Consider the following 20,336-nt stretch of genomic DNA (forward strand, 5'->3'; position numbering starts at 1 on the left):
CGCGGCGCCGGCGGCGCCTAGGCGACCAGCAGGATGTCGGTCGCCGTGATCGGGGCGAGATTGTCGAGCCTGGCGATCCCGATCGCGGTCAGCACGCCGGTGCCGTCCGGATCGAAGGCGAGCACACCCGTCGCGGCCAGGTGGACGAACTGCGCCGTCGCGGCGGTGGGCGCGTCCGCGGCGAAGACGGATGGGTCCAAAGCGCCTTCCGGCAGCGCAACGCCGAAGCCGGCGGCGGAGATCGCGATCCGGTCGAGGCCCACGGCGAAATCCATGATCAGGTCCGGGCCCTCGCCCGGCGCGTCGAAGCGGAACAGGTCAGCCCCGTCGCCGCCCGTCAGCGTGTCCTCTCCGGCGCCGCCGACCAGCAGGTCCTCGCCCGCGCCGCCGAGCAGCCTGTCGCGCCCCTGGCCGCCCTCCAGCGTGTCGGCGCCTTCGAAGCCGTTCAGGATGTCGTTCCCGCCGAGGCCCTCGAGCCGGTTCGCCAGCGCCGTGCCCGAGATCGCGTTGCCGAGCGCGTTGCCGATGCCCTGCAGGGCCGCATCGCCCATCAGCAGCAGCCGCTCCACATCCTCGAACAGCGCCAGCGAGACGGTGGTGCGCACCGTGTCGATGCCGCCGCCCGGCGCCTCGACCACCTGGTCCAGCACGCTGTTGACGAGATAGGTGTCGTCGCCGGCACCGCCCTCCATCGTGTCCGCGCCGCCGGCGCCGTCGAGCGTGTCGGCGCCGTCCCCGCCATCCAGCCGATTGGCGCCGCCCGTCCCGACCAGCCGGTTGTCGAGCGCGTTGCCCGTGCCCGAGACGGCGCCGCCGCGCAGCAGCAGCGTCTCGACCCCGCCGCCGAGCGTCCAGGAGAGCGCCGCGATCACCGAATCGAGCCCGCCATCCGCGCCCTCCACGACGAGATCGCCCGCGCTGTCGACGAGATAGATGTCGTTCCCCGCACCGCCTTCCAGCAGGTCGTCTCCGGCGCCGCCATCCAGCACGTCGTCGCCCTCGCCGCCCTGCAGCGTGTCGTCGCCTGCGATGCCGAACAGCCGGTTCGCGCCGCCATTGCCGTGCATCAGGTTGTCGAGCAGGTTGCCGCTGCCATTCGCGTCCGCGGCGCCGGTCAGGACGAGGTTCTCGAGTGTCGCGCGCAGCGACCAGCTCGTGGCCGACAGCACGGTCTCCACCCCGCCGCCGGCCTGCTCGACGATCACGTCGCCGGGCGTGACGATGAAGACATCGTCGCCCGCGCCGCCCACCAGCCGGTCGATCCCCTCGCCGCCATCCAGCGTGTCGGCGCCCCCCCCGCCTTCCAGCGTGTCGGCCCCGTCCTCGCCGGCCAGCCGGTTCGCCGCGCCATTGCCGAGGATGCGGTTGCCGAGCGCATTGCCGGCGCCGTCGATCGCGGCATTGCCGAGCAGCGTGAGGTTCTCGACATGGGCGGCGAGCGTCCAGCCGATTACCGAAGCGACGAGATCGACGCCCGCATCCGCGCCCTCGACCACGAGGTCGCCGGCATTCTCGACCGTGTAGATGTCGTTGCCGTCGCCGCCCTCCATCCGGTCGGCGCCGGCGCCACCATCGAGCGTGTCGTCGCCCGCGCCGCCCTGCAGCGTATCGACGCCGACGATCCCGCGCAGGCGATTCGCGCCGGCATTGCCGGAGATCAGATTGTCGAGCGCATTGCCGGTGCCGCCGATGTTCGCCGCGCCGACCAGTTCCAGCCGCTCGAGCTCGGCGCCCAGCGTCCAGGCGAGCGCGGTACGCAGCGTGTCGGTGCCGCCGCCGGGCGCCTCGATCACCGCGTCCGCGGCGTCGTCGGCGATGAACAGGTCATCGCCCTCCCCGCCTTCCATCGTGTCCGCGCCGCTGCCGCCATCGAGCGTGTCGGCCTCGCCCTCGCCGGCCAGGCTGTCCGCGCCCGCGCCGCCCAGCAGGCTGTCCGCGCCGGCGCCGCCAGAAACCAGGTCGTCGCCCTCCCCGGCATCGACCGCGTCATGGCCCGCCCCGGCGGAGATGGTGTCCGCCCCGGCGCCGCCCTCGATGGAATCGGCACCCGCGATGGCGGCGATGCTGTCCGCGCCGTCGAAGCCGCGGATGGTGTCGTTGAGGATGGTGCCGGCGAGGCCCGCATCGTCGCCCAGCGTGCCGTCCACCAGCAGGCCGGAGAAGCCGTCCGACACCTGCACGACCTGGTCGTTGAACACCACGACCTCGATGTCGAACAGCACGTCGGTGTTGTCCGGCGTGCCCTCGACGTTGTCGTAGATCGTCATGCCGGTCTGGTCGCCGACCACGGTGTAGAAGGCGCGGCTGCCGCGGAAGATCGCGACGTCGATGCCGTCGCCGCCACGCAGCGTGTCGAAGCCGCCCCAGCCCGTCAGCGTATCGGCGCCGCCGCCGCCTTCAAGGCTGTCGTCGCCGTCGCCGCCATGCAGCGTATCGGCGCCCTCGCCGCCGCGCAGCGTCTCGCCCCACGCCGAGCCCAGCACGGTATCGTCGCCGCCGCCGCCATCGAGCAGCGACCCGCCGCCGTTGCCGGAGAGCCGCGCGATGCTGTCATTGCCCTCGCCGCCCTGCACCGTTGTCGTGACCGCGGCGATGTAACGCAGCACGTCGTCCGCGTCGCCGCCGTCGAGCAAGCCGCCGCCGGCGATCGTGTCCGCGCCGCCCTCGCCGAACATCGCATTGATGCCGCTCGTATCCTCGAGCGAGTCGGCGCCGTCCCCGGCCAGCAGCGTATCGGCGCCGTGCCCGCCGAAGAGCGTGTCGTTCTGGGTGCCGCCGTGGAGCAGGTCGTTCTCGTCCCCGCCATCCAGCCGGTCGTCGCCCGCGCCGCCATCGAGCGTGTCCGCGCCGATCCCGCCGGACACGGAATCATTGCCGTCGCCGGCGAGGATGCTGTCCGCGCCGTCCTGCCCGAGCAGCCGGTCGTGGCCAGCAAGGCCGACCAGCACGTCGTCGCCCTCGCGGCCCTCCAGCAGGTCGGCATTTTCGCTGCCCGTGAGGGCGTCGGCCTCCGCGCCGCCAAGCCACTGCAGGCCGGTGTTGCCGGCCACGGGCGCGAAGGTGACGCCATCGGCGAAGCCGAGCACCTCCACGCCGCGCAGCCTGTCATCGCCGTCGGGAGCGGTGTGGCGGTTGTCGAGAACCAGGACGTCGGCCCCGTCCCGCAGGATCGTGTATTGCTCGAGGCGGCCGGTGAAGATGACGCGATCGTCGCCGGCGCCGCCATCGATCGTGTCGTTCCCGCCGCCGGCCTCGATGCTGTCGGCGCCGTCGCCGCCTTCCATGCTGTCCGCGCCGTCGCCGCCATCCAGCGAATCCGAGCCGGTGCCACCGAACAGCGCATCGGCGAAGCGCGAGCCGGCGATGCTGTCGTCATCCGCGCCGCCATCCAGCACCGTGCCGTTGAGATTGCCGGAAAGCCGCAGCATGCGGTCGTTGCCCGCGCCGCCCAGCACCGTGGTGGCGCCGGAGGCGATGTACTGGAACAGGTCGTTGCCGTCGCCGCCATCCAGCAGGCCGATGCCGCCCAGCGTGTCGGCCCCGCCCTCGCCGTAGAAGGCGTTCCACCCCTCGTCGTCGAACAGGGTGTCGGCGCCGTCCCCGCCTTCCAGCGTGTCGTTCCCCTCCTCGCCGAGCAGCCGGTCATTCTCCGTGCCGCCGCGCAGCACGTCGTCGCCCTCGGCGCCGAACAGCGTGTCCTCCGCGCTCCCGCCCTCCGCCGTGTCGTTGCCGAGGCCGCCATCGAGCAGATCCCGCCCGCCATCGCCGAGCAGGCTGTCATTGCCCTCCTCGCCATCCAGCCGGTCGTTGCCGTCCAGCCCGTGCAGCGTGTCCGCGCCGCCAAGGCCGATGATCCAGTCATAGAAGGCCGTGCCTTCCATGAAGTCGTCGTCCTCGGTGCCGATCAGCAGGTAGCCATCGAAACTCATATCGGCGACGAAGTGGAGCTTCCCGCCGAAGGAAAGCGCCTCCACCCCGTCCAGGAAGTCCACGCCGTCCGGACTGTTGTCGCGGTTGTCGAAGATCGCCAGGCGGCTGCCGCCATCGGCGTCGATGCCGCGGCGGAGGATGGTGTAGTTGCCGATGGCGCTGCCGAAGGTGACGAGGTCGTCGCCCTCCCCACCATCGATGGTGTCGTCGCCGAACCCGGCATCCATCGTGTCGTTGCCGGCGCCGCCCTGCATCACGTCGTCGCCACGGCCGGCATCCAGCGTGTCGTCGCCGCCGCCGCCCTGCAGCGTCTCGGCGTAGCTGGTGCCGATCACCGTGTCCTCGTCCTCGCCGCCATCGAGGAGCGCGCCGCCGGCCGTCGCGTCCTTGCGGCTGATCCGGTCCTGCCCCGCCCCGCCCTGCACGGTGGTCGCGCCAAGCGCGAGATACTCGATGACGTCATCGCCCTCGCCGCCGATCAGCAGGCCGGCGCCGGTGAGCGTGTCCGCCCCACCCGCGCCGTCCAGGCTGTTGGCGCCTTCGCCATCGGTCAGGAGGTCGGCGCCGAGGCCGCCGAGCAGCGAATCCGCGCCGCCGCCGCCGAGCAGCGTGTCCGCGCTGTCCCCGCCATCGAGCGTGTCGCGGCCATTGCCGCCATCCAGGCTGTCCAACCCGCCCTCGCCGAGCAGCAGGTCGGAGCCGGTGCCGCCGAGCAGCGTGTCCGCCTCGCTGCCGCCGAGCAGCGTGTCCGGGCCGCTGAGGCCGGAGAGGCTGTCGGCGCCGGCGAGACCGGTGATGCTGTCCTCCGCGGGGCCGCCTTCCAGCGTGTCCGGGCCGTCGCTGCCGGTCAGCGTGACGCCGCCGCCCGCGACCAGCACCAGGTCGTCATCGGCGAAGCTCGCCACCTCGATGTTGCGCAGCACATCGGTGCCGTCGGGCGAGAGCGTGCGCAGATCCTGGATGGTGACCGTGCCGGCCAGGGTGTCGATAGTGATGGCGTAGTCGCCGATGTTGCCGGTGAACATCGCGACATCGGTGCCGGCGTTGCCGTCGAGCGTGTCGTGCCCGGCGCCGCCCGAGAGCGTGTCCGATCCGGCGCCGCCGTCGAGGCTGTCGCGATCGGCGCCGCCGCTGAGCGTATCCGCGCCCTCGCCACCATCGAGCGTGTCGTTGCCCGCGGCGCCGGAGAGCGTGTCGCCATCGCTGCCGCCGCCGAGACTGTCATGGCCCGCACCGGCGTCGAGCGTATCGGCCCCGCTGCCGCCCAGCAGCGTCTCGCCGCCGACGGTGCCGATGATCGTGTCGTCATCCGCGCCGCCGTTGAGGAGCGTGCCGCTGGTCGTGCCTGTATGACGGGCGATGTGGTCCTTGCCGTCGCCGCCCTGCACCGTCGTGCCGGCGCCCGCGACATAGCGGATCACGTCGTCATCGGCGCCGCCGTCGAGCAGGCCGGTTCCCGTGAGCGTGTCGGCGCCCTGCTCGCCGAACAGGCTGTTGGACTGCTCGGTGTCGGTCAGGCGGTCGTTGTCGGCGCCGCCGAACAGCGTGTCGGCGCCCGCGTTTCCGGCGAGCGTGTCATGGCCCGTGCCGCCCCGGAGGTCGTCATCCTCGGTGCCGCCCTCGAGCGTGTCCGCGCCCGGGCCGCCTTCCAGCGTATCGGCGCCGGAGCCGCCGAGGCCGACATCGTTGCCCTCGCCGGCGACGATGCTGTCCGCGCCGCCGAAGCCGTAGAGGCGGTCGTTGCCGCCGAGGCCGACGAGCGTGTCCGCCTCGGCGCTACCCTCGAGAACGTTGTCCAGATCGTCGCCGATGATCGGCATGGGCCGGCACCCTGCTGGTCAGGCGTTGCGTGGAGACGCGGGACGCAATGCGCCCGCACGTCGTTTCGCCGACCATTCAGCGTGTCGCGAGCGTATTCAATCGCCGAGACGACAACCTGACATTTCTTGCCGCAGCCTGACCTTGTGACGATTCCTCAGCCGCTTGCGGGCACCAGCTTCGACGGGTCGGACCCCACGCGACCGCCGCCGCCCTCGGTCTCGCGCGACAGGGTGAAGTCGTAGCGCACGCTCGGCATACCGGGCACCGGCGCGTCCGGCAGATTGTCCTGCGCCGTGACGACCAGCGACTTCGACACGCCGAACACCGTGTCGCTGTCCACATGCGCGTCGTCGCCGAAGTAGAGCGCGGTGACCAGCTCACGATAGCCGGGCGCCGCGACGAGGATGTGGATATGCGCGGGCCGGAAGCCGTGGCGGGCCTGCCTGCGCACCAGCTCGCCCACCGGCCCGTCCATCGGGATGGAGTAGCCGAGCGGCTTCAGCGTGCGGAATTGGAAGCGTCCCTCCGCGTCGCAGCGCAGCCGCGCGCGCATGTCCATGACATCGGGCGAGTGGGCCTGCAGGTCGTAGAGGCCATCGGCATCGGTCTGCCACACATCCACCCAGGCGCCGCCGACGCCCTTGCCGGCGGCGTCCTTCACCTGGCCGTAGAGCACGATCTCCGGCCCGCTGGAGACGCGCGCAATGCTCTCGCCCAGCGCGATCTCCGGCGCCTGCTCGCGGAAGAAGGGGCCGAGCAGGCTGGTTTCGGTGCCCGCCGCCTCGCGGCCCGTCGAATCATGCATCACGTTCACCAGGCGCGAGAGGCCGAGCACGTCCGACAGCAGGATGAATTCCTGCCGCACGGGCGAGCACATCTGGCCGACGGCGGTCAGGAAGGCGATGCCCTTCAGCCACTCGTCCGGCGTCAGCTCCACCTCGCGCGCGAAGGCGTGCAGGTGGCGCACCGCGGCCTCCATGATCTGGCGCAGCCGCGGATCGGGCGTGGTCGCCATCTGGGCGATCACGGCATCGGTGATGTCGTTGACGTCGAGGTCCTGCACGCTTCCCTCCTGTCGCGGCGCGGCTGCCAACCTGCCGTTTACCGCGCCGCGCGCCGCGGTGCCATGCCCGAGGCAGGTCGCGGGCTTGTGGCGGCGCGGGGCCGGCGGCATTTTCCGCCCGCGCCGCGCCGGGATGCGGCGACCGATCGAGGACACGCCATGACCGACGCCACCCTCCTGCCCACCACCGTCGTCGGCAGCTATCCGCAACCGGCCTGGCTGGTGGACCAGGCCATGCTGCGGAAGAACAACGTCGTGCCGCGGGTGCGCGTGAAGGAGATCTGGCGCGTGCCGGAGGATGCGCTGGAACAGGCGCAGGACGACGCCACGGTGCTGGCGATCCGCGACATGGAACGGGCGGGCATCGACATCGTCACCGATGGCGAGATGCGGCGCGAAAGCTACTCCAACCGCTTCGCCCTGGCACTCGAAGGCGTGGACGTGGACCAGCCGGCGATCGTGGTGGGCCGCATGGGCAAGCCGACGCCGGTGCCGCGCGTGGTCGGCGCGCTGCGTCGCCGCCGCCCGGTGGAGGTGCGGGACGTGCAGTTCCTGCGCGCCAACACCGACCGAGTCACCAAGATCACCCTGCCCGGCCCCTTCACCCTCTCCATGCAGGCGAAGGACGAGCATTACGGCGACGAGGAAGCGCTGGCCATGGCCTATGCCGAGGTGGTCGCCGAGGAGGCGCGGGACCTCAAGGCCGCGGGCGTGGACGTGATCCAGCTCGACGAGCCGTGGCTGCAGGCGAAGCCCGAGCAGGCGAAGCGCTACGGCGTGAAGGCGATCAACCGCGCGCTGGAAGGCGTGGCGGGGCCGACCGTCGTGCATCTCTGCTTCGGCTATGCGGCCGTGGTGAGCGAGAAGCCCTCCGGCTACTCCTTCCTGCCGCAGCTCGCGGACAGCAGCGCGGCGCAGATCTCGATCGAGGCGGCGCAGCCGAAGCTGGACCTGGGCATGCTGCGCGACCTGTCGAACAAGACGATCATGCTCGGCGTGCTCGACCTCGGCGCGGCAGAGGTGGAAACCGCGGAGACGGTGGCGGCGCGGCTGCGCGAGGGGCTGCGCCATGTGCCCGCCGAGCGGCTGGTGGCGGCGCCCGATTGCGGGATGAAGTACCTGCCGCGGGAGCGGGCCTTCGGCAAGCTGAAGGCGCTGGCCGACGGTGCGGCGATCGTCCGGCGAGAGCTGGCCGGCTGAAGCGGGTGCGGCGCCGGCCGTTGGCCGGCGCCTTCCCGGGTCATGCCGCCCGGCGGTTCACACGCGCTTCCGCCATCGCGCTCAGCTTGCGGTCGGCGGCGTATTCCTCGTCCAGGTTCTGCTGCAGGACCGAGGCGCAGTCGTTCCGGCCGAGCTGCTTGGCGAAGGCCACCAGCGTGCCGTAGCGCGTGATCTCGTAGTGCTCCACCGCCTGGGCGGAGGAGATGATCGCCGCGTCCGTGACGTCGTTGTCGTTGGCGACGCCGAGGATGTCCGAGGCTTCCTCCAGGATGCCGTCCATGGCGGCGCAGGTCGTGCCCTTCACCGGCTGGCCATGCATCTGGAACACCTGCTCCAGCCGCTTGATGTGGTTCTGCGTCTCGGACAGGTGGTGCTCCAGGCCCTGCTTCAGGCTCGGGTCGGAGGCCTTGCGGATCATCGTCGGCAGGTTCTTCGCGATCTGCTGCTCGGCATAGTAGATGTCCTGCAGCGTGTGGACGAACAGGTCGTCGAGCGTTTTGATGCTCTTGGAGAAAAGGCCCATGGCGTCGGGGCTCCCTGGCTGGCGTTGAGGGTTCGGCGGGCGGGCCGGTCTGCCCGCCCTGACCCGCTGCAACGCCCGGCGCCACCGCAGGTTCGGGGGCGCGCCCGACGGTTTACATCGGGCCATGCCGCCATCACCCTCTCCGGCCGCAACGTGACGCAGGGAGACCGTCCGGCATGACCGAAGGCCTGAGCTTCACCGCCAGCGACGGGCTGCGCATCGCCTATTGGGTGGACGATTTCACCGATCCCTGGACCGCGCCGCCCACGCTGGTTCTGCTGCATTCGGCCATGGGCAACTCCCGGCGGTTCTACTCCTGGATTCCGGGCCTGGCACGGCATTTCCGCGTGGTGCGGATGGACCTGCGCGGCCATGGCGCCTCCGAGGTGCCCAAGCCGGACGTGCCGCTTTCGATGGAGCGCTTCGTCCGTGACGTGGAGGAGCTGATGGACACCGTCGGCGCCCGGCAGGCGCATCTCGTCGGCAACTCGGCGGGCGGCTACCTGGCGCAGCGGCTGGCCATCACGCGGCCGGAGCGCGTGCTCGGCCTCGCCGTGATCGGCTCCACCCCCGGCCTCAGCCCGAGCGCGCTGGAATGGCTGCCGCTGATCGAGAAGGAGGGCCTCACACCCTTCCTCGCGCGCACCATCGCGATGCGCTTCGACGTGGAGCGCACCGATCCCGGCATGATCCGCTGGTTCCTGCAACAGACCGGCGAGAACGATCCCGCCTACATCGCGCGCTTCATCGGCTATATGGCGACGCAGGAGTGGAGCGCGGAACTGCCGCGCATCAAGGCGCCGACGCTGGTCATCTATCCGGGCGGCGAGACCGTCGGCTCCGCGAACAGCTACGACACGATGGGCGAGCGCATCCCGGACGTGACGATGGTCGAGTATCCGCACATGCCGCACAACATCGCGGACATGATGGCGGATCGCTGCGTGACGGACATCCTGGCCTTCCTCACGGCCAGGTTCGGCTACCCGAAGGCGATGCCATGAACCCGCGGCTCGACGGCAAGGTCGTCTTCGTCTCGGGCGGCGGCGGCGGCATCGGTCATGCGGCGTGCCTCGCCTTCGCGGCTGCCGGCGCGCGCGTGGCCGCCTGCGACCTCGACGCCGCGCGCGCCGAGCGTGCCGCGCAGGCCGTGCGCGATGCCCGCGGCGAGGCCATCGCGCTGTCGGCCGACCTTCGCGAGGATGCGCAGGTCGCCGCGGCGGTGAACGCGGCCGCCGGGCGCTTCGGCGGCCTCGACATCTTGTTCAACTGCGCCGGCGGTTCCGTGCCCGAGGACGACACGGTGGTGGACGTGCCGCTGGAGGTGTTCGACCGCACCATCGGCCTCGACCTGCGCGGCACCTTCCTCTGCTGCCGCCACGCCATCCCGCACATGATCGCCGCGGGCGGCGGGGCCATCGTCAACATGTCCTCCGGCGCGGCGCTGCGCGGCGCCAGCCCGCATCACGTCTACACCGCGGCGAAGGGCGCGATCCTGTCGCTGACGCGCGCGCTCGCCGCCACCTATGCGAAGCACAACATCCGCGCCAACGTCATCGCCTCCGGCCGGGTGATGACGGAGCGGATCATCCGCCAATGGGGCGGGCTGGATGCGCAGGCGGACGGCCGCGATCCGCAGGACCCGGTTGGCCGGCTGCGCGAGTACCCGTTCTGGGTCGGCGAGCCGGAGCATGTCGCCGCCACCGCGGTCTTCCTCGCCTCGGATGCCGCCCGCATGATCACCGGCGCCACCATCGCCGCCGATGGCGGCCGCTCCGCCTATTGATTTGCGTTGCGAAGTGCTGGCGCACTTCGCCCTCAGACGCCGGCGCGCCCCTGGCGCTTGGCTTCGCCGCACAGGCGGCGGGCCGCATCCGCGGCCTCGGCGGCCAACTGGCCGCCGCAGGCGGCTGATGCGCGACGCAGGAAGGAGAGATGCTCATGATGGCCGCGCCCTGCCGGATGCTGCTGATCGGCGCCTATGCGCCGCCCGCCGATGGCGGCCTCACCCTCGGCACCTTCGCCAACAGCCGCGAGACGATGCTCGGCAACGCCGCGCGCCTGCCGGTGCTGCTGCACGACGTGGAGTGGGACGTGCACCCCGGCGCGCCCGCCTCGCCGGGCTTCTGGCCGGTGGAGATGCGCGAGGAATTCGCCATCGCCGGCGTCAACCGCCTGCCCGTGGTGCGGCAGGAAGCGGCGAGCGGGCGCTGGGATGCGCTGGTGCTGCTCGGCGGCGGCGATCCCGGCTTCCTCGAGGCGCGGGAGATCGCGCATCGCCACCGCGTCGTCGTCACGGCCTGCGCGCATGCGCAGATGCACGCCGCATCGCTGCTCGGCCGGCGCTTCACCATCCTCGACGTGTCGGAGAACCACAATCTCCGCATGGCGGACCTGGTGCAGCTGTATCGGATGGAGGATCGCTGCGCCTCGATCCGCAACCTGGAATTCCCCCTGCCCCGCGCGGCGCATGAGGGCCGGATCAACGTGCAGCAGGAAGCCGAGCGCCATGCCCGGGGCGAGCCTTCCGCCATGCTGGAAGTCGCCGTCACCGAAGCCGTCGCCGCCATCGAGGAGGATGGCGCGGATTGCTTCATCCTCGGCTGCTCGGCGGCCTATTGGCTGCAGGCGCCGTTGCAGCAGCGGCTCGCGGAGATCGGCTGGGATGTGCCGGTGCTGGAAGGCTACGGCGCGGCCGTCGCGCAGGCGAAGATGCTGGTCGGCCTCGGCGTGGATGCCAGCGGGCTCGCCTTTCCCGCCGATCCGCCGCGCCGCACGCGACGCCGCAAGCTGCCCTGACCGCTACCGGCTGGCGCGCAGCAGCGCCGGTGCGACCAGCAACGTGACCAGCGCAAGCTGCACCGCGGTGGCGAGCATAGGCACCACCCAGCCGCCGCTCGCCGTCACCAGCAGCCCGTAGAGCAGCGGCCCCGCGACATAGCCGAGGAAGGTCAGCAGCGTGGAGCCGGAGGTCGCATCGGAGATTCGGTCCTTCGGCGAAAGCCGCGCCACCTCCGCCAGGTAGATCCCGTTCCAGCTTGCCGCCACGAAGCCCGCCACGGCCGAAAGCAGCGCGGCCAGCGCCGCGCCCGGCGCCTCAGGCAGCGCCGCCAGCAGCAGCACCGCGGCCGCGGCGGCGAAGCCCTGCACCAGCAGGTTCACGATCGGCCGCCCCGTGCGGTCCGCCAGCCAGCCCAGCACGATGCGCGCCACCACGCCCGCGCCCTGCATCGCCGCGAAGGCGCCGCCCGCCTCCACCAGCGTCAGGCCGCGCGTCTCGACCAGCCAGGTGACGGTGAAGGTGAAGAGGCAGCCCTGCACGATGGCGAAGGAGACCGCGAGCAGCGTCAGCGGCAGCAGCGCCGGTGCCAGGCGCAGGGCGGTGAAGGGCAGCGCCAGGGTGCGCGGCGCGAGGACATCGCGCGGCCGGATGGATCGCGCCGGATCGCGCTCGGCGTCCAGATCGCGCCGCAGCCCCTGGATGGACAGCGCCGCCAGGAAGGCCGCCGCCGCGCAGACCGCGAGCGCTGCGCCCCAGCCGAACAGGCTCGCCACCGGCGCCGTCACCAGCCCAGCCAGCACGCCGCCCATCGGCGCGCCAGCCTGCTTCACCGAGAAGATCAGGCTGCGGTGCCGCGGCGGCGCCGTCGCGGCCAGGATGCGGCTGCCCGCCGGCGGGCTCGGGCCATAGCCCACGCCCAGCAGCAGCGCCGCGAAGACCAGCGCGGGCGCCGTCCCGCTGGCGAGCGCGAGAAGCCCCACGGCCGACATCGCCGCCCCGATCTGCAGCATCCGCACCGGTCCGAGCCGCGCCAGGAACGGCCCGCCGAAGGCCAGGAACAGCACCGTGCCGAAGGCGTTCAGCGCGGAGAGGTTGCCGATCGCCTCCGAAGCCAGGCCGAGATCGCCGGTCAGCAGCGGTGCCACGACCGGCAGGCTGTGCGCCATGAAGGAGGCGATCACCTGCATCAGCAGGGTCGCCCCCAGCGCGGCGATCCAGGGCGATCTCACGCCGCGCGCGGCGATGCGATGCGCGGACTCAGTCGAGCTTCACATTCGCCCGCCGCACCACCTCGGCCCATTTCGTCGTCTCGCTGCGCAGGTTCTCGGCATAAGCGGCGGCATCGCCGCCGATCGGCTCGAAGCCCAGGCTGCGCAGCCGCTCCTGCACGGCAGGATCGGTGACGCCGGACCGGAAGGAGGAGGACAGCTTCGCGATGGCCGCCTGCGGCGTGCCTGCCGGCGCCAGCACGCCCCAGAAGGTGGAGGCCTCCACCGCCGCGAGCCCGGATTCCGCGAAAGTGGGCACGTTCGGCAGCGCCGCGGCGCGCTGCGCGCCGGTGACGGCCAGGGGCTTCAGCCGGCCCGCATCCACATGCGGCCGCGCGGCGCTGATGCCATTGAACATCAGCTTCACATGCCCGGCCACCACATCCGTCGTCGCCGGCCCGGTGCCGCGATAGGGCACATGCACCAGGTCGATGCCGGCCACCATCTTCAGCAGCTCGCCCGCCAGGTGCGTGGAAGCGCCGTTGCCGCCCGAGGCATAGTTCAGCGCCCCGGGCTGCGCCTTCGCCATCGCCACCAGTTCCTGCACCGTGTTCACCGGCAGGGAGGGATGCGCCAGCAGGATCACCGGCCCGCTCGCCAGCAGGCTGACCGGCACCAGATCCTTCGCCGGATCATAGGGCAGGCTGGGGAAGAGCGCCGGGTTGATGGCGTAGCTGCTGTCCACCGCCAGCACGGTGTAGCCATCGGCCGGCGCGCGCGCGACGAGATCGGTGCCGATGGTGCCGCCCGCGCCCGCGCGGTTCTCGATCACCAGCGGCTGGCCGAAGGCGGCACGGGTCGGCGCCTCGATCACCCGCATCAGGTTGTCCGTGCCGCCGCCCGGCCCGAAGGGCACGACGACGCGCAGCGCGCGGTCGGGATAGGATTGCGCGGCGGCGCCGCGGGCGATGGGCAAGGCAGCCGAAGCGGCCAGCAGGTGGCGACGGCGGAACATTCTCTTCTCCCTCCTCTCCCGGTCTTGCCGGGCATCGTAGTCCTCGGCGCGCATTGCGCAACGCCGCGCGGCGCGTGACGATGTGCCACCACGTTGCGCGACGGGTCCGATGAGCAGCCTTCACCCCAACATGTCCTTCCTGACGGCAAGCGACGGCGTGCGCCTCGCCTGGCGCGTGGACGACTTCACCCCGCCCTGGCGCACGCCCGAGGTGCCGGTGCTGCTGCTGCATGCGGCCATGGGGTCCTATCGCCGCTGGTTCTCCTGGATCCCCGACATTGCGCGGCAGCGGACGGTGCTGAGCCTGGAGCTGCGCGGCCACGGCGCCTCCGCCATCCCGACCGAGGCGCAGCCGCTGACCGTGGAACGCCTGGTCGCCGACGTGGTGGAGCTTCTCGACCATCTCGGCGTGCCACGCGTGCATGCGGTGGGGCTCTCGGCCGGCGGCTATGTCGGGCAGCGCCTGGCGATGGAGCATCCAGGGCGCGTCGCGACGCTCGCGCTCTTCGCCTCCACGCCCGGGCTGCGCAACAGCCAGGCGGGCACCTGGCCGGCCAAGGCCGCCGCGATGGGGCTCGAGGCCTTCATGCGGTCGGGCGTCGCGGATCGCTTCCCGGCGGACGCCGATCCGGGGCTCGTGGACTGGTTCTGCCGCCAGACCGGCGGCAACGACCTGCCCTTCATCGGCCGCTTCGTCGCGCATATGAGCAGCCGCGACTGGGAGGACGAGTTGCCGCGCATCGGCTGCCCCACGCTGATCGTCGCACCCGGCCATGAGCCGATCGGCTCGCACGACCAGTACGAGCGCATGCAGAAGCTGATCCCCGATGCGCGACTGGTTTCGCTGGAAGGCATGCCGCACAACATCGGCGATGCGGCGCCCGAGGCCTGCACAGCGGCTCTGCTGGAGTTCCTCTCGGCCCGGGGCTAACGCCGCGCCGGCAGTTCGCGCAGCAGGCGCCCGCCGCGTTGCAGCGGCGTGCGCAGGTCGAACTGGTGCAGCAGCGCCCACATGCCGGCGGAGTTGGTGGAGACGACGGGCTTACCGATCCGTGCCTCGATCGCATCCGCCAGCGCCAGGCACTGCATGTTGCCTCCCGGCAGCAGCAGCGCCTCGGCCTCCGGATGGTCGGCGCGGGCGGCGAGGTCCAGCACCTGGTCGGGCGCGATCTCCGCGATGGCGAAGTTGTCGCGCAGGCCACCAAAAGCGCTGCGCAGCACGGTGACGCCGCCCGCCTCCAGGTAGCGCAGGCTCGCCTGGCCGATCTCTTCCGGGAACGGCGCCGCGAAGCCGATGCGTCGTGCGCCGAGCGCGGCGAGCGCATCGAACACGGTCTGCGCGGCCGTCAGCGCCGGCACGCCGGCCCAGCCCTGCATCTCCCGGCGGATTTCCGCGTCCCACGCCGCCCCCATCCAGAAGCTGGCCGCGGTCTGGCAGAGCAGCACCGCATGCACCCGCGCATCGGCGAGGCTCGTCACCGCGCGGCGCATCTCCGCCTGCTGCTCCGCCATGCCCGGGGCATCCAGCCGCGTCATCGGCAGGCGCGCGAAATGGAAGGAGAGCGAGGCCGGCATCCAGGCCGGGTATTCCCGCTCGATCGAGGTGTTAGAGGAGGGGATCAGCATGCCCACGCGCCGCCAGGGCGCGGCGCCGTCCGGTTCAGCCATGCCATCTCTCCCGCTGCATCCGGGCAGGATAGCGCATCGCCGCCCCAGCGCACCGGCCGCGCGGCGATGCGCTTCACCCAAAACGGATAGCGTTTGGCCTGCGCAGGCCCGCCTCGCCCCGCCTAGCCTGCGGAGCGAGACGCGCGGCCCCGGCGGCCGCCCGGCATCCGGAGACGAGCCACGATGCGCATGCGCCTGCTGGGCCTGGCCCTCCTAGCGGTTTCGGCGGCAGTGCCGGCACGGGCGCAGGCCCCGGCCCCGCCGCCGGGCCCGCCGACGGTCGAGACGATGGACCGCGGCCTGATCAATCTCGGCCTGATGGCCGGCCACGCCTTCCAGTGCCTGCCGGAGCCGGAGCGGGAGGCCGCGCAGCGCCGGCTTCTGGCCTTCAACGGCATCCTCGTCGCGGAGATGGGCGCGAACGCCGCCTTCCGCTTCGCGAGTTCCTTCGGCGCCGGCGCGTCGCATGAGGTGGATCGGTCGTTCTGCGAACGCAGCCTGGCCGACTGGCGCAAGCTGCTGCACGACCATGGCATGCAGGACCGCTGAACCCAGCCCGACGGAGACAGGCGCATGCGCAGGATCCTGATCGCGACGGCCCTCGGCGCCCTGGTCGCCGTGCCAGCCGCCGAGGCCTACTGGCACGCCGGCGGCGTGACGCGCTGGGGCACGGCCTGGCACGCCGGCGGCACCGGCACGGGCTATCGCTGGGGCACTGCCTATCATCCCGGCTATGGCGGCGCGACCTATGTGCACGGCTATTCGGGATATCATTACGGCGGCTATTATCGGGCGCCCGTGCCGGTGGCGCCGGTGCCGTACTACCACCCGTATCATCCGGTGGGCGCCTTCGCCGCCGGCGCCGTGACGGGTGCGGCCGTCGGTGCCGCCAGCGCCACCGCCGCCGCGAATTCCGTCTACCACTACGGCCAGCCGACGACGGTGGTGAACAACTACTACAACTGAACGGGCCCGTGGCGTCGCAAGGGGCGGCAGCGGCCCGCGAAGGAGGTCCGGCCGCGTGCCATTCCAGCGATCGCCCATCCGGCACGGAGCCTGCCCGGCCCGCCCCACGCCCCCATGCTGATCGCTGACTCCCCCCCCGCGCATCCCGCCGCGGAGGCGGAGGCCTGGCGCACCCCCGCGCGGCTCTGCGAATGCGCCAGTTGCGGGCGCTTCCAGACGCTGCCCTCGCTGCTGCCCGGGCAGACCGCGAGCTGCCTGCGATGCGGCAGCCGGCTGCGCCGCGCCGTGGTGGATCCGATCGGCCGCGCGCTGGCGCTCAATATCGCGGCGCTCTCGATCTTCGCCATCGCCTGGGTGATGACGCTCATGACGGTCAGCACCGCCGGCATGGTCCGCGACGCGTCGCTGTTCACCGGGCCGGTGGACATGGGCCGCGCAGGGCTGTGGGAACTGACGATCGTGGTGCTGTTCACCACCGTCGTCGCGCCGGTGCTGAAGCTGTTCGCCATGGTCTACGTCCTGGCGGGGCTGCGCCTCGACCGCCCGCCGCGCCACATCCGCCGCGTCTTCGCGCTGGTCGAGCACCTCAGGCCCTGGTCCATGATCGAGGTGTTCCTGCTCGGCGTCGCCGTCGCCTACACGAAGCTCGTGGACCTCGTGCATATCGAGCTCGGCGTCGCGCTCTATGCGTTGTTCATCCTGATGCTGACCATGATCGCCGCGGAGGCCGTGCTGGACCGCCAGGCGGTCTGGGAGGAGATGGAGCGCCGCGGCGTGCCGCATGGCGAGATCGACCACGCCGCCGGCATCCTGCTGCGCCCCGAGCACGGCGCCGTCTCCTGCCACACCTGCGGGCTGGTCGGCCTGCCGCACGAGCATGACGCGCATTGCCCGCGCTGCGGCAGCCGGCTGCATGCGCGCAAGCCGAACGCCGTCGCGCGCGCCTGGGCGCTGCTGATCGCGGCGGCCATCCTCTACATCCCCGCCAACTACTTCCCGGTGCTGGCCTTCATCCAGCTCGGCTCCGGCCAGCCCAGCACCATCCTGGGCGGCGTGGTGGAGCTGCTGGACGCCGGCCTGCTGCCGCTCGCGCTGCTGGTGTTCTTCGCCTCCGTCGCCGTGCCGCTGCTCAAGGTGCTCGGGCTCGGCCTGCTGCTCGGCTCCACCCAGGCCGGCTGGCGGGGGCGGCTGCGCGACCGCACCCGCCTGTATTTCGCGGTGCATGCGATCGGCCGCTGGTCCATGATCGACATCTTCATGGTGACGATCCTGGTGGCCCTGGTGCGGTTCGGCGCGGTGGTGAGCATCCAGCCCGGCTATGGCGGGGTCGCCTTCTGCGCCGTGGTGATCCTGACGATGATCGCCGCGGAGAGCTTCGACCCGCGGCTGATGTGGGACGCCGCCGGCGAGAACCCCGACCGGCCCGAAGCGGACGCGCACCGATGAACGACAGCCCGCATCCCGAAGCGGTCGTCCGCGCGCGCACCGGGCGCAGCAGCCGCCTGTCGCCGATCTGGGCGATCCCGATCGTGACGGTGCTGATCGCCGGCTACCTCGTCTGGCACGAATTCGCCCGCCGCGGCCCCAGCATCACCGTCACCTTCCGCAGCGCGGAGGGGCTGACGGTCGGCCAGTCGCAGGTGCGCCTGCTCGACGTGCCGGTCGGCACCGTGCAGGGCATCGCCCTGTCGGAGGATCGCCAGCGTGTGGAAGTCACCATCCGCATGAACCGGGAGGCGGCGCCGCTGCTGACCCGCGACGCGCGGTTCTGGGTGGTGAAGCCGCGGCTCTTCGCCGGCAGCATATCGGGCCTCAGCACGCTGCTGTCCGGCTCCTACATCCAGCTTGCGCCCGGCACGACGGGGGGGGATCCCGCGCGCGACTTCGCCGGTCTCGAGGATCCGCCGCTGCTCGACACCGATTCCCCCGGCCGCACGGTGCTGCTCCGCGCCGACCGGCTGGGCTCGATCAGCCTCGGCTCGCCGGTGTTCTTCCGCGATCTCACGGTCGGGCAGGTGCTCGGCTGGGACCTGGCGGACATGGCCGAGCATGTCACGATCCACGCCTTCATCCGCGCGCCCTTCGACCGCTACGTGCGGGAGGGTTCGCGCTTCTGGAATGCCTCCGGCATCACGCTGAAGCTCGGCGCGGAGGGCGTGCAGCTGCAGCTGGAATCGCTGCGCGCCCTCGTGCTCGGCGGCATCGCCTTCGAGACGCCGGAGCATGCGCGGCACGGCGCCGATGTCGCGGCCACGCAGGTCTTCCCGCTCTATGCCACCCAGGATGCCGCGCGCACCGCCGCAAGCCAGCGGCGCATCCCGATGGTGTCCTACTTCACGGATTCGGTCAGCGGCCTCGCTCCCGGCGCGCCGGTGCAGTTCCAGGGCGTGCGCATCGGCGAGGTCACCGGCTACGAGCTGGTCTACGACCCCGCCACCAACAGCCTGCGCATTCCCGTGCGCTACGAGATCGAGCCCGAGCGCATCGCGGGGTCCGACACGGCGGAAGGCCGAGGCCCGCTCGAGAACGCGCAGATGCTGGTGCGCCAGGGCATGCGCGCGCGACTGGCCAGCGCGAACCTCCTCACCGGCCAGCAGCTGATCTCGATGGAGATCGTCGCCAACGCGCCACCGGCAGAGGTGCAGATGCTGGACGGCGTCATCGTCATGCCGAGCGCGCCCGGCCAGTTCGCCTCCATCCTCGACGGCGTGAACCAGGTGATCGCGCGCATCGAAGGCCTGCCGCTGCAGCAGATCGGCGACAACCTCAACGAGACGATCGCCGGCATGAATGCGCTGGTGCGCGGGCCCGAACTGCAGGCCGCGCTCGCCTCCCTCCAGGGCACGCTGGCCACGGCCGAGGAGACGCTGCGCCGGATCGACGCCGCCGCCGCCCCTGCCCTGCGCACGCTGCCGCAGCTCGTCGCCAGCCTGAACGGCGCGGCGACGCAGGCGAACCGGCTGATGCTCTCGGTCAATCGCGGCTATGGCGACGAATCGCAGTTCCGCCGCGACCTCGACCGGATGCTGGAGCAGATCACGGTCGCGGCGCGGTCGCTGCGCAGCCTCTCGGACCAGCTCAACCGCAACCCGGAGGCGCTGATCCGCGGCCGGGCCACGCAGGGACCCTGACCCCGATGCCGTTCCGCCGCCGCCACGCCGCGCTCGGCGCGCTCGCCGCCCTTGCCGCCTGCCGCTCGCCCGAGCCCGCCCTCTACACGATGCTGCCGGTGCCGGGCACGCCGCTGACCGGCGGCCCGCGCAGCGTCTCGGTGCGGGAGGTCTCGCTCGCGCGCTATCTCGACCGCACGCAGATCGTCCGCTCCGCCGCCGAATACCGGCTCGATGTCTCCGGCAACGACTGGTGGGGCGAATCGCTCGACGCGATGCTGACCCGCGTGCTGGTGGAAAACCTGGCGCAGCGCCTGCCGGGCTCCAGCGTGGTTGCGACCGGCGGCGCCATCTCCTCCCCCGCCGATGCGGTGGTGGAGGTCAACCTGCAGCGCCTCGGCCTGGTCGCGCCGGCGACGCTGGGGCTGACCGCCCAGCTCGCCATCGTGCATCGCGACGCGTCGCGCCGCGACCTGGCGCGCACCGAGACGCTCACCGCGCCCGTGGCCGGGGCGGACACCGCCGCCTTCGTCGCCGCCGCGAGCGCCGCGCTCGGCGCGCTTGCCGATTCCCTGGCGGCAAGCCTCGCGGTCAGAACGGCGCCGAGGCCCAGATCTGCCGGATGACGGCGGCAAGGAAGGCGATCGAGAGGCCGAAGATCAGCATCCCGTTCAGCGCCTGGATCGCGCCGAGCAGCTGCCACTCCGGCGCGAGATAGACGGCGGCGTGGCCATAGGTGGAGAAGGCGCCCATCGAGTAGATCACCGCGCTTCGCCAGCTCTCCGTCGCGCCGATGTGCAGATAGGCCGCCGCCCAGCCGAGGACCTCCAGCGCATGCAGCGCGAAGGTGGCCGTGACGACCGGCGACAGGATGAAGCCGAACCGCACGGCGTTGCGCCGCACGTCGCCGCGCAGCGCCACCCCCAGCCAGATGAAGATGCGGTGGATCACCCCGAGGCCGAGGACGTGCATGATGACGGTCGCGACGGTCAGCGCCATACCGAGCAGCCAGTCCAGCTCCCAGGGCAT

At 71.9% G+C, this 20,336-nt stretch carries 17 protein-coding genes; 10 read left to right on the plus strand and 7 right to left on the minus strand.

Annotation, left to right across the window (positions count from 1 at the left end; genetic code table 11):
* Positions 1–17 precede the first annotated feature (17 nt).
* Together DFH01_RS29005 and DFH01_RS14285 are read right to left on the minus strand one after the other, a co-directional pair.
* Positions 18–5,750: a calcium-binding protein gene (locus DFH01_RS29005; RefSeq protein WP_109871133.1), complete on the minus strand. Its 5,733-nt coding sequence runs from the start codon at positions 5,748–5,750 to the stop codon at positions 18–20.
* A 155-nt stretch (positions 5,751–5,905) separates the two neighbouring features.
* Positions 5,906–6,814: a dioxygenase family protein gene (locus DFH01_RS14285; protein ID WP_109871625.1), complete on the minus strand. Its 909-nt coding sequence runs from the start codon at positions 6,812–6,814 to the stop codon at positions 5,906–5,908.
* A gap of 159 nt (positions 6,815–6,973) precedes the next feature.
* On the opposite strand from DFH01_RS14285, the gene DFH01_RS14290 reads away from it, so the two are divergent.
* Complete coding sequence (locus tag DFH01_RS14290) at positions 6,974–8,014, plus strand: uroporphyrinogen decarboxylase/cobalamine-independent methonine synthase family protein (RefSeq protein ID WP_109871134.1); 1,041 nt, start codon at positions 6,974–6,976, stop codon at positions 8,012–8,014.
* Between the two features lie 40 nt (positions 8,015–8,054).
* Here the strand turns inward: DFH01_RS14290 and DFH01_RS14295 are convergent, their stop codons facing one another.
* On the minus strand, positions 8,055–8,558 hold the full coding sequence (locus DFH01_RS14295) for a YciE/YciF ferroxidase family protein (protein ID WP_109871135.1): 504 nt from the start codon (positions 8,556–8,558) through the stop codon (positions 8,055–8,057).
* Between the two features lie 176 nt (positions 8,559–8,734).
* Here DFH01_RS14295 and DFH01_RS14300 point away from each other — a divergent pair, with 176 nt between their 5' ends.
* The 3 genes from DFH01_RS14300 to DFH01_RS14310 all read left to right on the plus strand — a co-directional run bounded on the left by DFH01_RS14300 (position 8,735) and on the right by DFH01_RS14310 (position 11,357).
* A complete protein-coding gene (locus DFH01_RS14300; RefSeq protein ID WP_109871136.1) occupies positions 8,735–9,562 on the plus strand; it encodes an alpha/beta fold hydrolase in 828 nt (275 codons plus the stop codon).
* Complete coding sequence (locus DFH01_RS14305; protein ID WP_109871137.1) at positions 9,559–10,344, plus strand: SDR family NAD(P)-dependent oxidoreductase; 786 nt, start codon at positions 9,559–9,561, stop codon at positions 10,342–10,344. The genes DFH01_RS14300 and DFH01_RS14305 overlap by 4 nt, the downstream gene beginning before the upstream one ends.
* Before the next feature lie 149 nt (positions 10,345–10,493).
* Positions 10,494–11,357 (plus strand): aspartate/glutamate racemase family protein, encoded by an 864-nt coding sequence (locus DFH01_RS14310; RefSeq protein WP_109871138.1) that lies wholly within the window; start codon positions 10,494–10,496, stop codon positions 11,355–11,357.
* 3 nt (positions 11,358–11,360) lie between these two features.
* Here DFH01_RS14310 and DFH01_RS14315 read toward each other — a convergent pair whose 3' ends face one another.
* Both DFH01_RS14315 and DFH01_RS14320 read right to left on the minus strand, forming a co-directional pair.
* Positions 11,361–12,569 carry an MFS transporter gene (locus DFH01_RS14315; RefSeq protein WP_109871139.1) on the minus strand — a complete coding sequence of 403 codons (1,209 nt, stop codon included), beginning with the start codon at positions 12,567–12,569 and terminating at the stop codon, positions 11,361–11,363.
* Positions 12,570–12,597: 28 nt separating this feature from the next.
* Positions 12,598–13,563 carry a Bug family tripartite tricarboxylate transporter substrate binding protein gene (locus DFH01_RS14320; protein WP_109871140.1) on the minus strand — a complete coding sequence of 322 codons (966 nt, stop codon included), beginning with the start codon at positions 13,561–13,563 and terminating at the stop codon, positions 12,598–12,600.
* Positions 13,564–13,672: 109 nt separating this feature from the next.
* Between DFH01_RS14320 and DFH01_RS14325 the strand changes: the two genes are divergently transcribed.
* Entirely contained in the window at positions 13,673–14,494 is an 822-nt protein-coding gene (locus DFH01_RS14325; RefSeq protein ID WP_109871141.1) for an alpha/beta fold hydrolase, read from the plus strand.
* On the opposite strand, the gene DFH01_RS14330 is transcribed toward DFH01_RS14325, so the two are convergent.
* Entirely contained in the window at positions 14,491–15,231 is a 741-nt protein-coding gene (locus DFH01_RS14330; protein WP_109871142.1) for a maleate cis-trans isomerase family protein, read from the minus strand. The genes DFH01_RS14325 and DFH01_RS14330 overlap by 4 nt on opposite strands.
* A gap of 183 nt (positions 15,232–15,414) precedes the next feature.
* Here DFH01_RS14330 and DFH01_RS14335 point away from each other — a divergent pair, with 183 nt between their 5' ends.
* The 5 genes from DFH01_RS14335 to DFH01_RS14355 all read left to right on the plus strand — a co-directional run bounded on the left by DFH01_RS14335 (position 15,415) and on the right by DFH01_RS14355 (position 19,933).
* Positions 15,415–15,780, plus strand: a complete 366-nt coding sequence (locus tag DFH01_RS14335; RefSeq protein WP_109871143.1) for a hypothetical protein — start codon at positions 15,415–15,417, stop codon at positions 15,778–15,780.
* Positions 15,781–15,804: 24 nt separating this feature from the next.
* Positions 15,805–16,197, plus strand: a complete 393-nt coding sequence (locus tag DFH01_RS14340) for a hypothetical protein (RefSeq protein WP_109871144.1) — start codon at positions 15,805–15,807, stop codon at positions 16,195–16,197.
* Positions 16,198–16,311: 114 nt separating this feature from the next.
* Positions 16,312–17,643 carry a paraquat-inducible protein A gene (locus tag DFH01_RS14345; protein WP_109871145.1) on the plus strand — a complete coding sequence of 444 codons (1,332 nt, stop codon included), beginning with the start codon at positions 16,312–16,314 and terminating at the stop codon, positions 17,641–17,643.
* On the plus strand, positions 17,640–19,328 hold the full coding sequence (locus DFH01_RS14350) for a PqiB family protein (protein WP_109871146.1): 1,689 nt from the start codon (positions 17,640–17,642) through the stop codon (positions 19,326–19,328). Before DFH01_RS14345 ends, DFH01_RS14350 begins: the two co-directional genes overlap by 4 nt.
* Positions 19,329–19,333: 5 nt before the next feature.
* Positions 19,334–19,933, plus strand: a complete 600-nt coding sequence (locus DFH01_RS14355) for a PqiC family protein (RefSeq protein ID WP_109871147.1) — start codon at positions 19,334–19,336, stop codon at positions 19,931–19,933.
* On the opposite strand, the gene DFH01_RS14360 is transcribed toward DFH01_RS14355, so the two are convergent.
* The gene (locus tag DFH01_RS14360; RefSeq protein ID WP_109871148.1) at positions 19,899–20,336 is read right to left on the minus strand and encodes a hypothetical protein; all 438 of its coding nucleotides are present in this window, start codon (positions 20,334–20,336) and stop codon (positions 19,899–19,901) included. The two genes, DFH01_RS14355 and DFH01_RS14360, sit on opposite strands and share 35 nt — an antisense overlap.

The organism is Falsiroseomonas bella, from assembly GCF_003173615.1.
Lineage (GTDB): Bacteria > Pseudomonadota > Alphaproteobacteria > Acetobacterales > Acetobacteraceae > Falsiroseomonas > Falsiroseomonas bella.

Bases quoted from the DNA above. Each gene is read 5' to 3' on its own strand.
- DFH01_RS29005 (WP_109871133.1), bottom strand. From the start codon at position 5,750: ATGCCGATCATCGGCGACGATCTGGACAACGTTCTCGAGGGTAGCGCC.
- DFH01_RS14290 (WP_109871134.1), top strand. From the start codon at position 6,974: ATGACCGACGCCACCCTCCTGCCCACCACCGTCGTCGGCAGCTATCCG.
- DFH01_RS14295 (WP_109871135.1), bottom strand. From the start codon at position 8,558: ATGGGCCTTTTCTCCAAGAGCATCAAAACGCTCGACGACCTGTTCGTC.
- DFH01_RS14300 (WP_109871136.1), top strand. From the start codon at position 8,735: ATGACCGAAGGCCTGAGCTTCACCGCCAGCGACGGGCTGCGCATCGCC.
- DFH01_RS14305 (WP_109871137.1), top strand. From the start codon at position 9,559: ATGAACCCGCGGCTCGACGGCAAGGTCGTCTTCGTCTCGGGCGGCGGC.
- DFH01_RS14310 (WP_109871138.1), top strand. From the start codon at position 10,494: ATGCTCATGATGGCCGCGCCCTGCCGGATGCTGCTGATCGGCGCCTAT.
- DFH01_RS14320 (WP_109871140.1), bottom strand. From the start codon at position 13,563: ATGTTCCGCCGTCGCCACCTGCTGGCCGCTTCGGCTGCCTTGCCCATC.
- DFH01_RS14325 (WP_109871141.1), top strand. From the start codon at position 13,673: ATGAGCAGCCTTCACCCCAACATGTCCTTCCTGACGGCAAGCGACGGC.
- DFH01_RS14330 (WP_109871142.1), bottom strand. From the start codon at position 15,231: ATGGCTGAACCGGACGGCGCCGCGCCCTGGCGGCGCGTGGGCATGCTG.
- DFH01_RS14335 (WP_109871143.1), top strand. From the start codon at position 15,415: ATGCGCATGCGCCTGCTGGGCCTGGCCCTCCTAGCGGTTTCGGCGGCA.
- DFH01_RS14340 (WP_109871144.1), top strand. From the start codon at position 15,805: ATGCGCAGGATCCTGATCGCGACGGCCCTCGGCGCCCTGGTCGCCGTG.
- DFH01_RS14345 (WP_109871145.1), top strand. From the start codon at position 16,312: ATGCTGATCGCTGACTCCCCCCCCGCGCATCCCGCCGCGGAGGCGGAG.
- DFH01_RS14350 (WP_109871146.1), top strand. From the start codon at position 17,640: ATGAACGACAGCCCGCATCCCGAAGCGGTCGTCCGCGCGCGCACCGGG.
- DFH01_RS14355 (WP_109871147.1), top strand. From the start codon at position 19,334: ATGCCGTTCCGCCGCCGCCACGCCGCGCTCGGCGCGCTCGCCGCCCTT.
- DFH01_RS14360 (WP_109871148.1), bottom strand. From the start codon at position 20,336: ATGCCCTGGGAGCTGGACTGGCTGCTCGGTATGGCGCTGACCGTCGCG.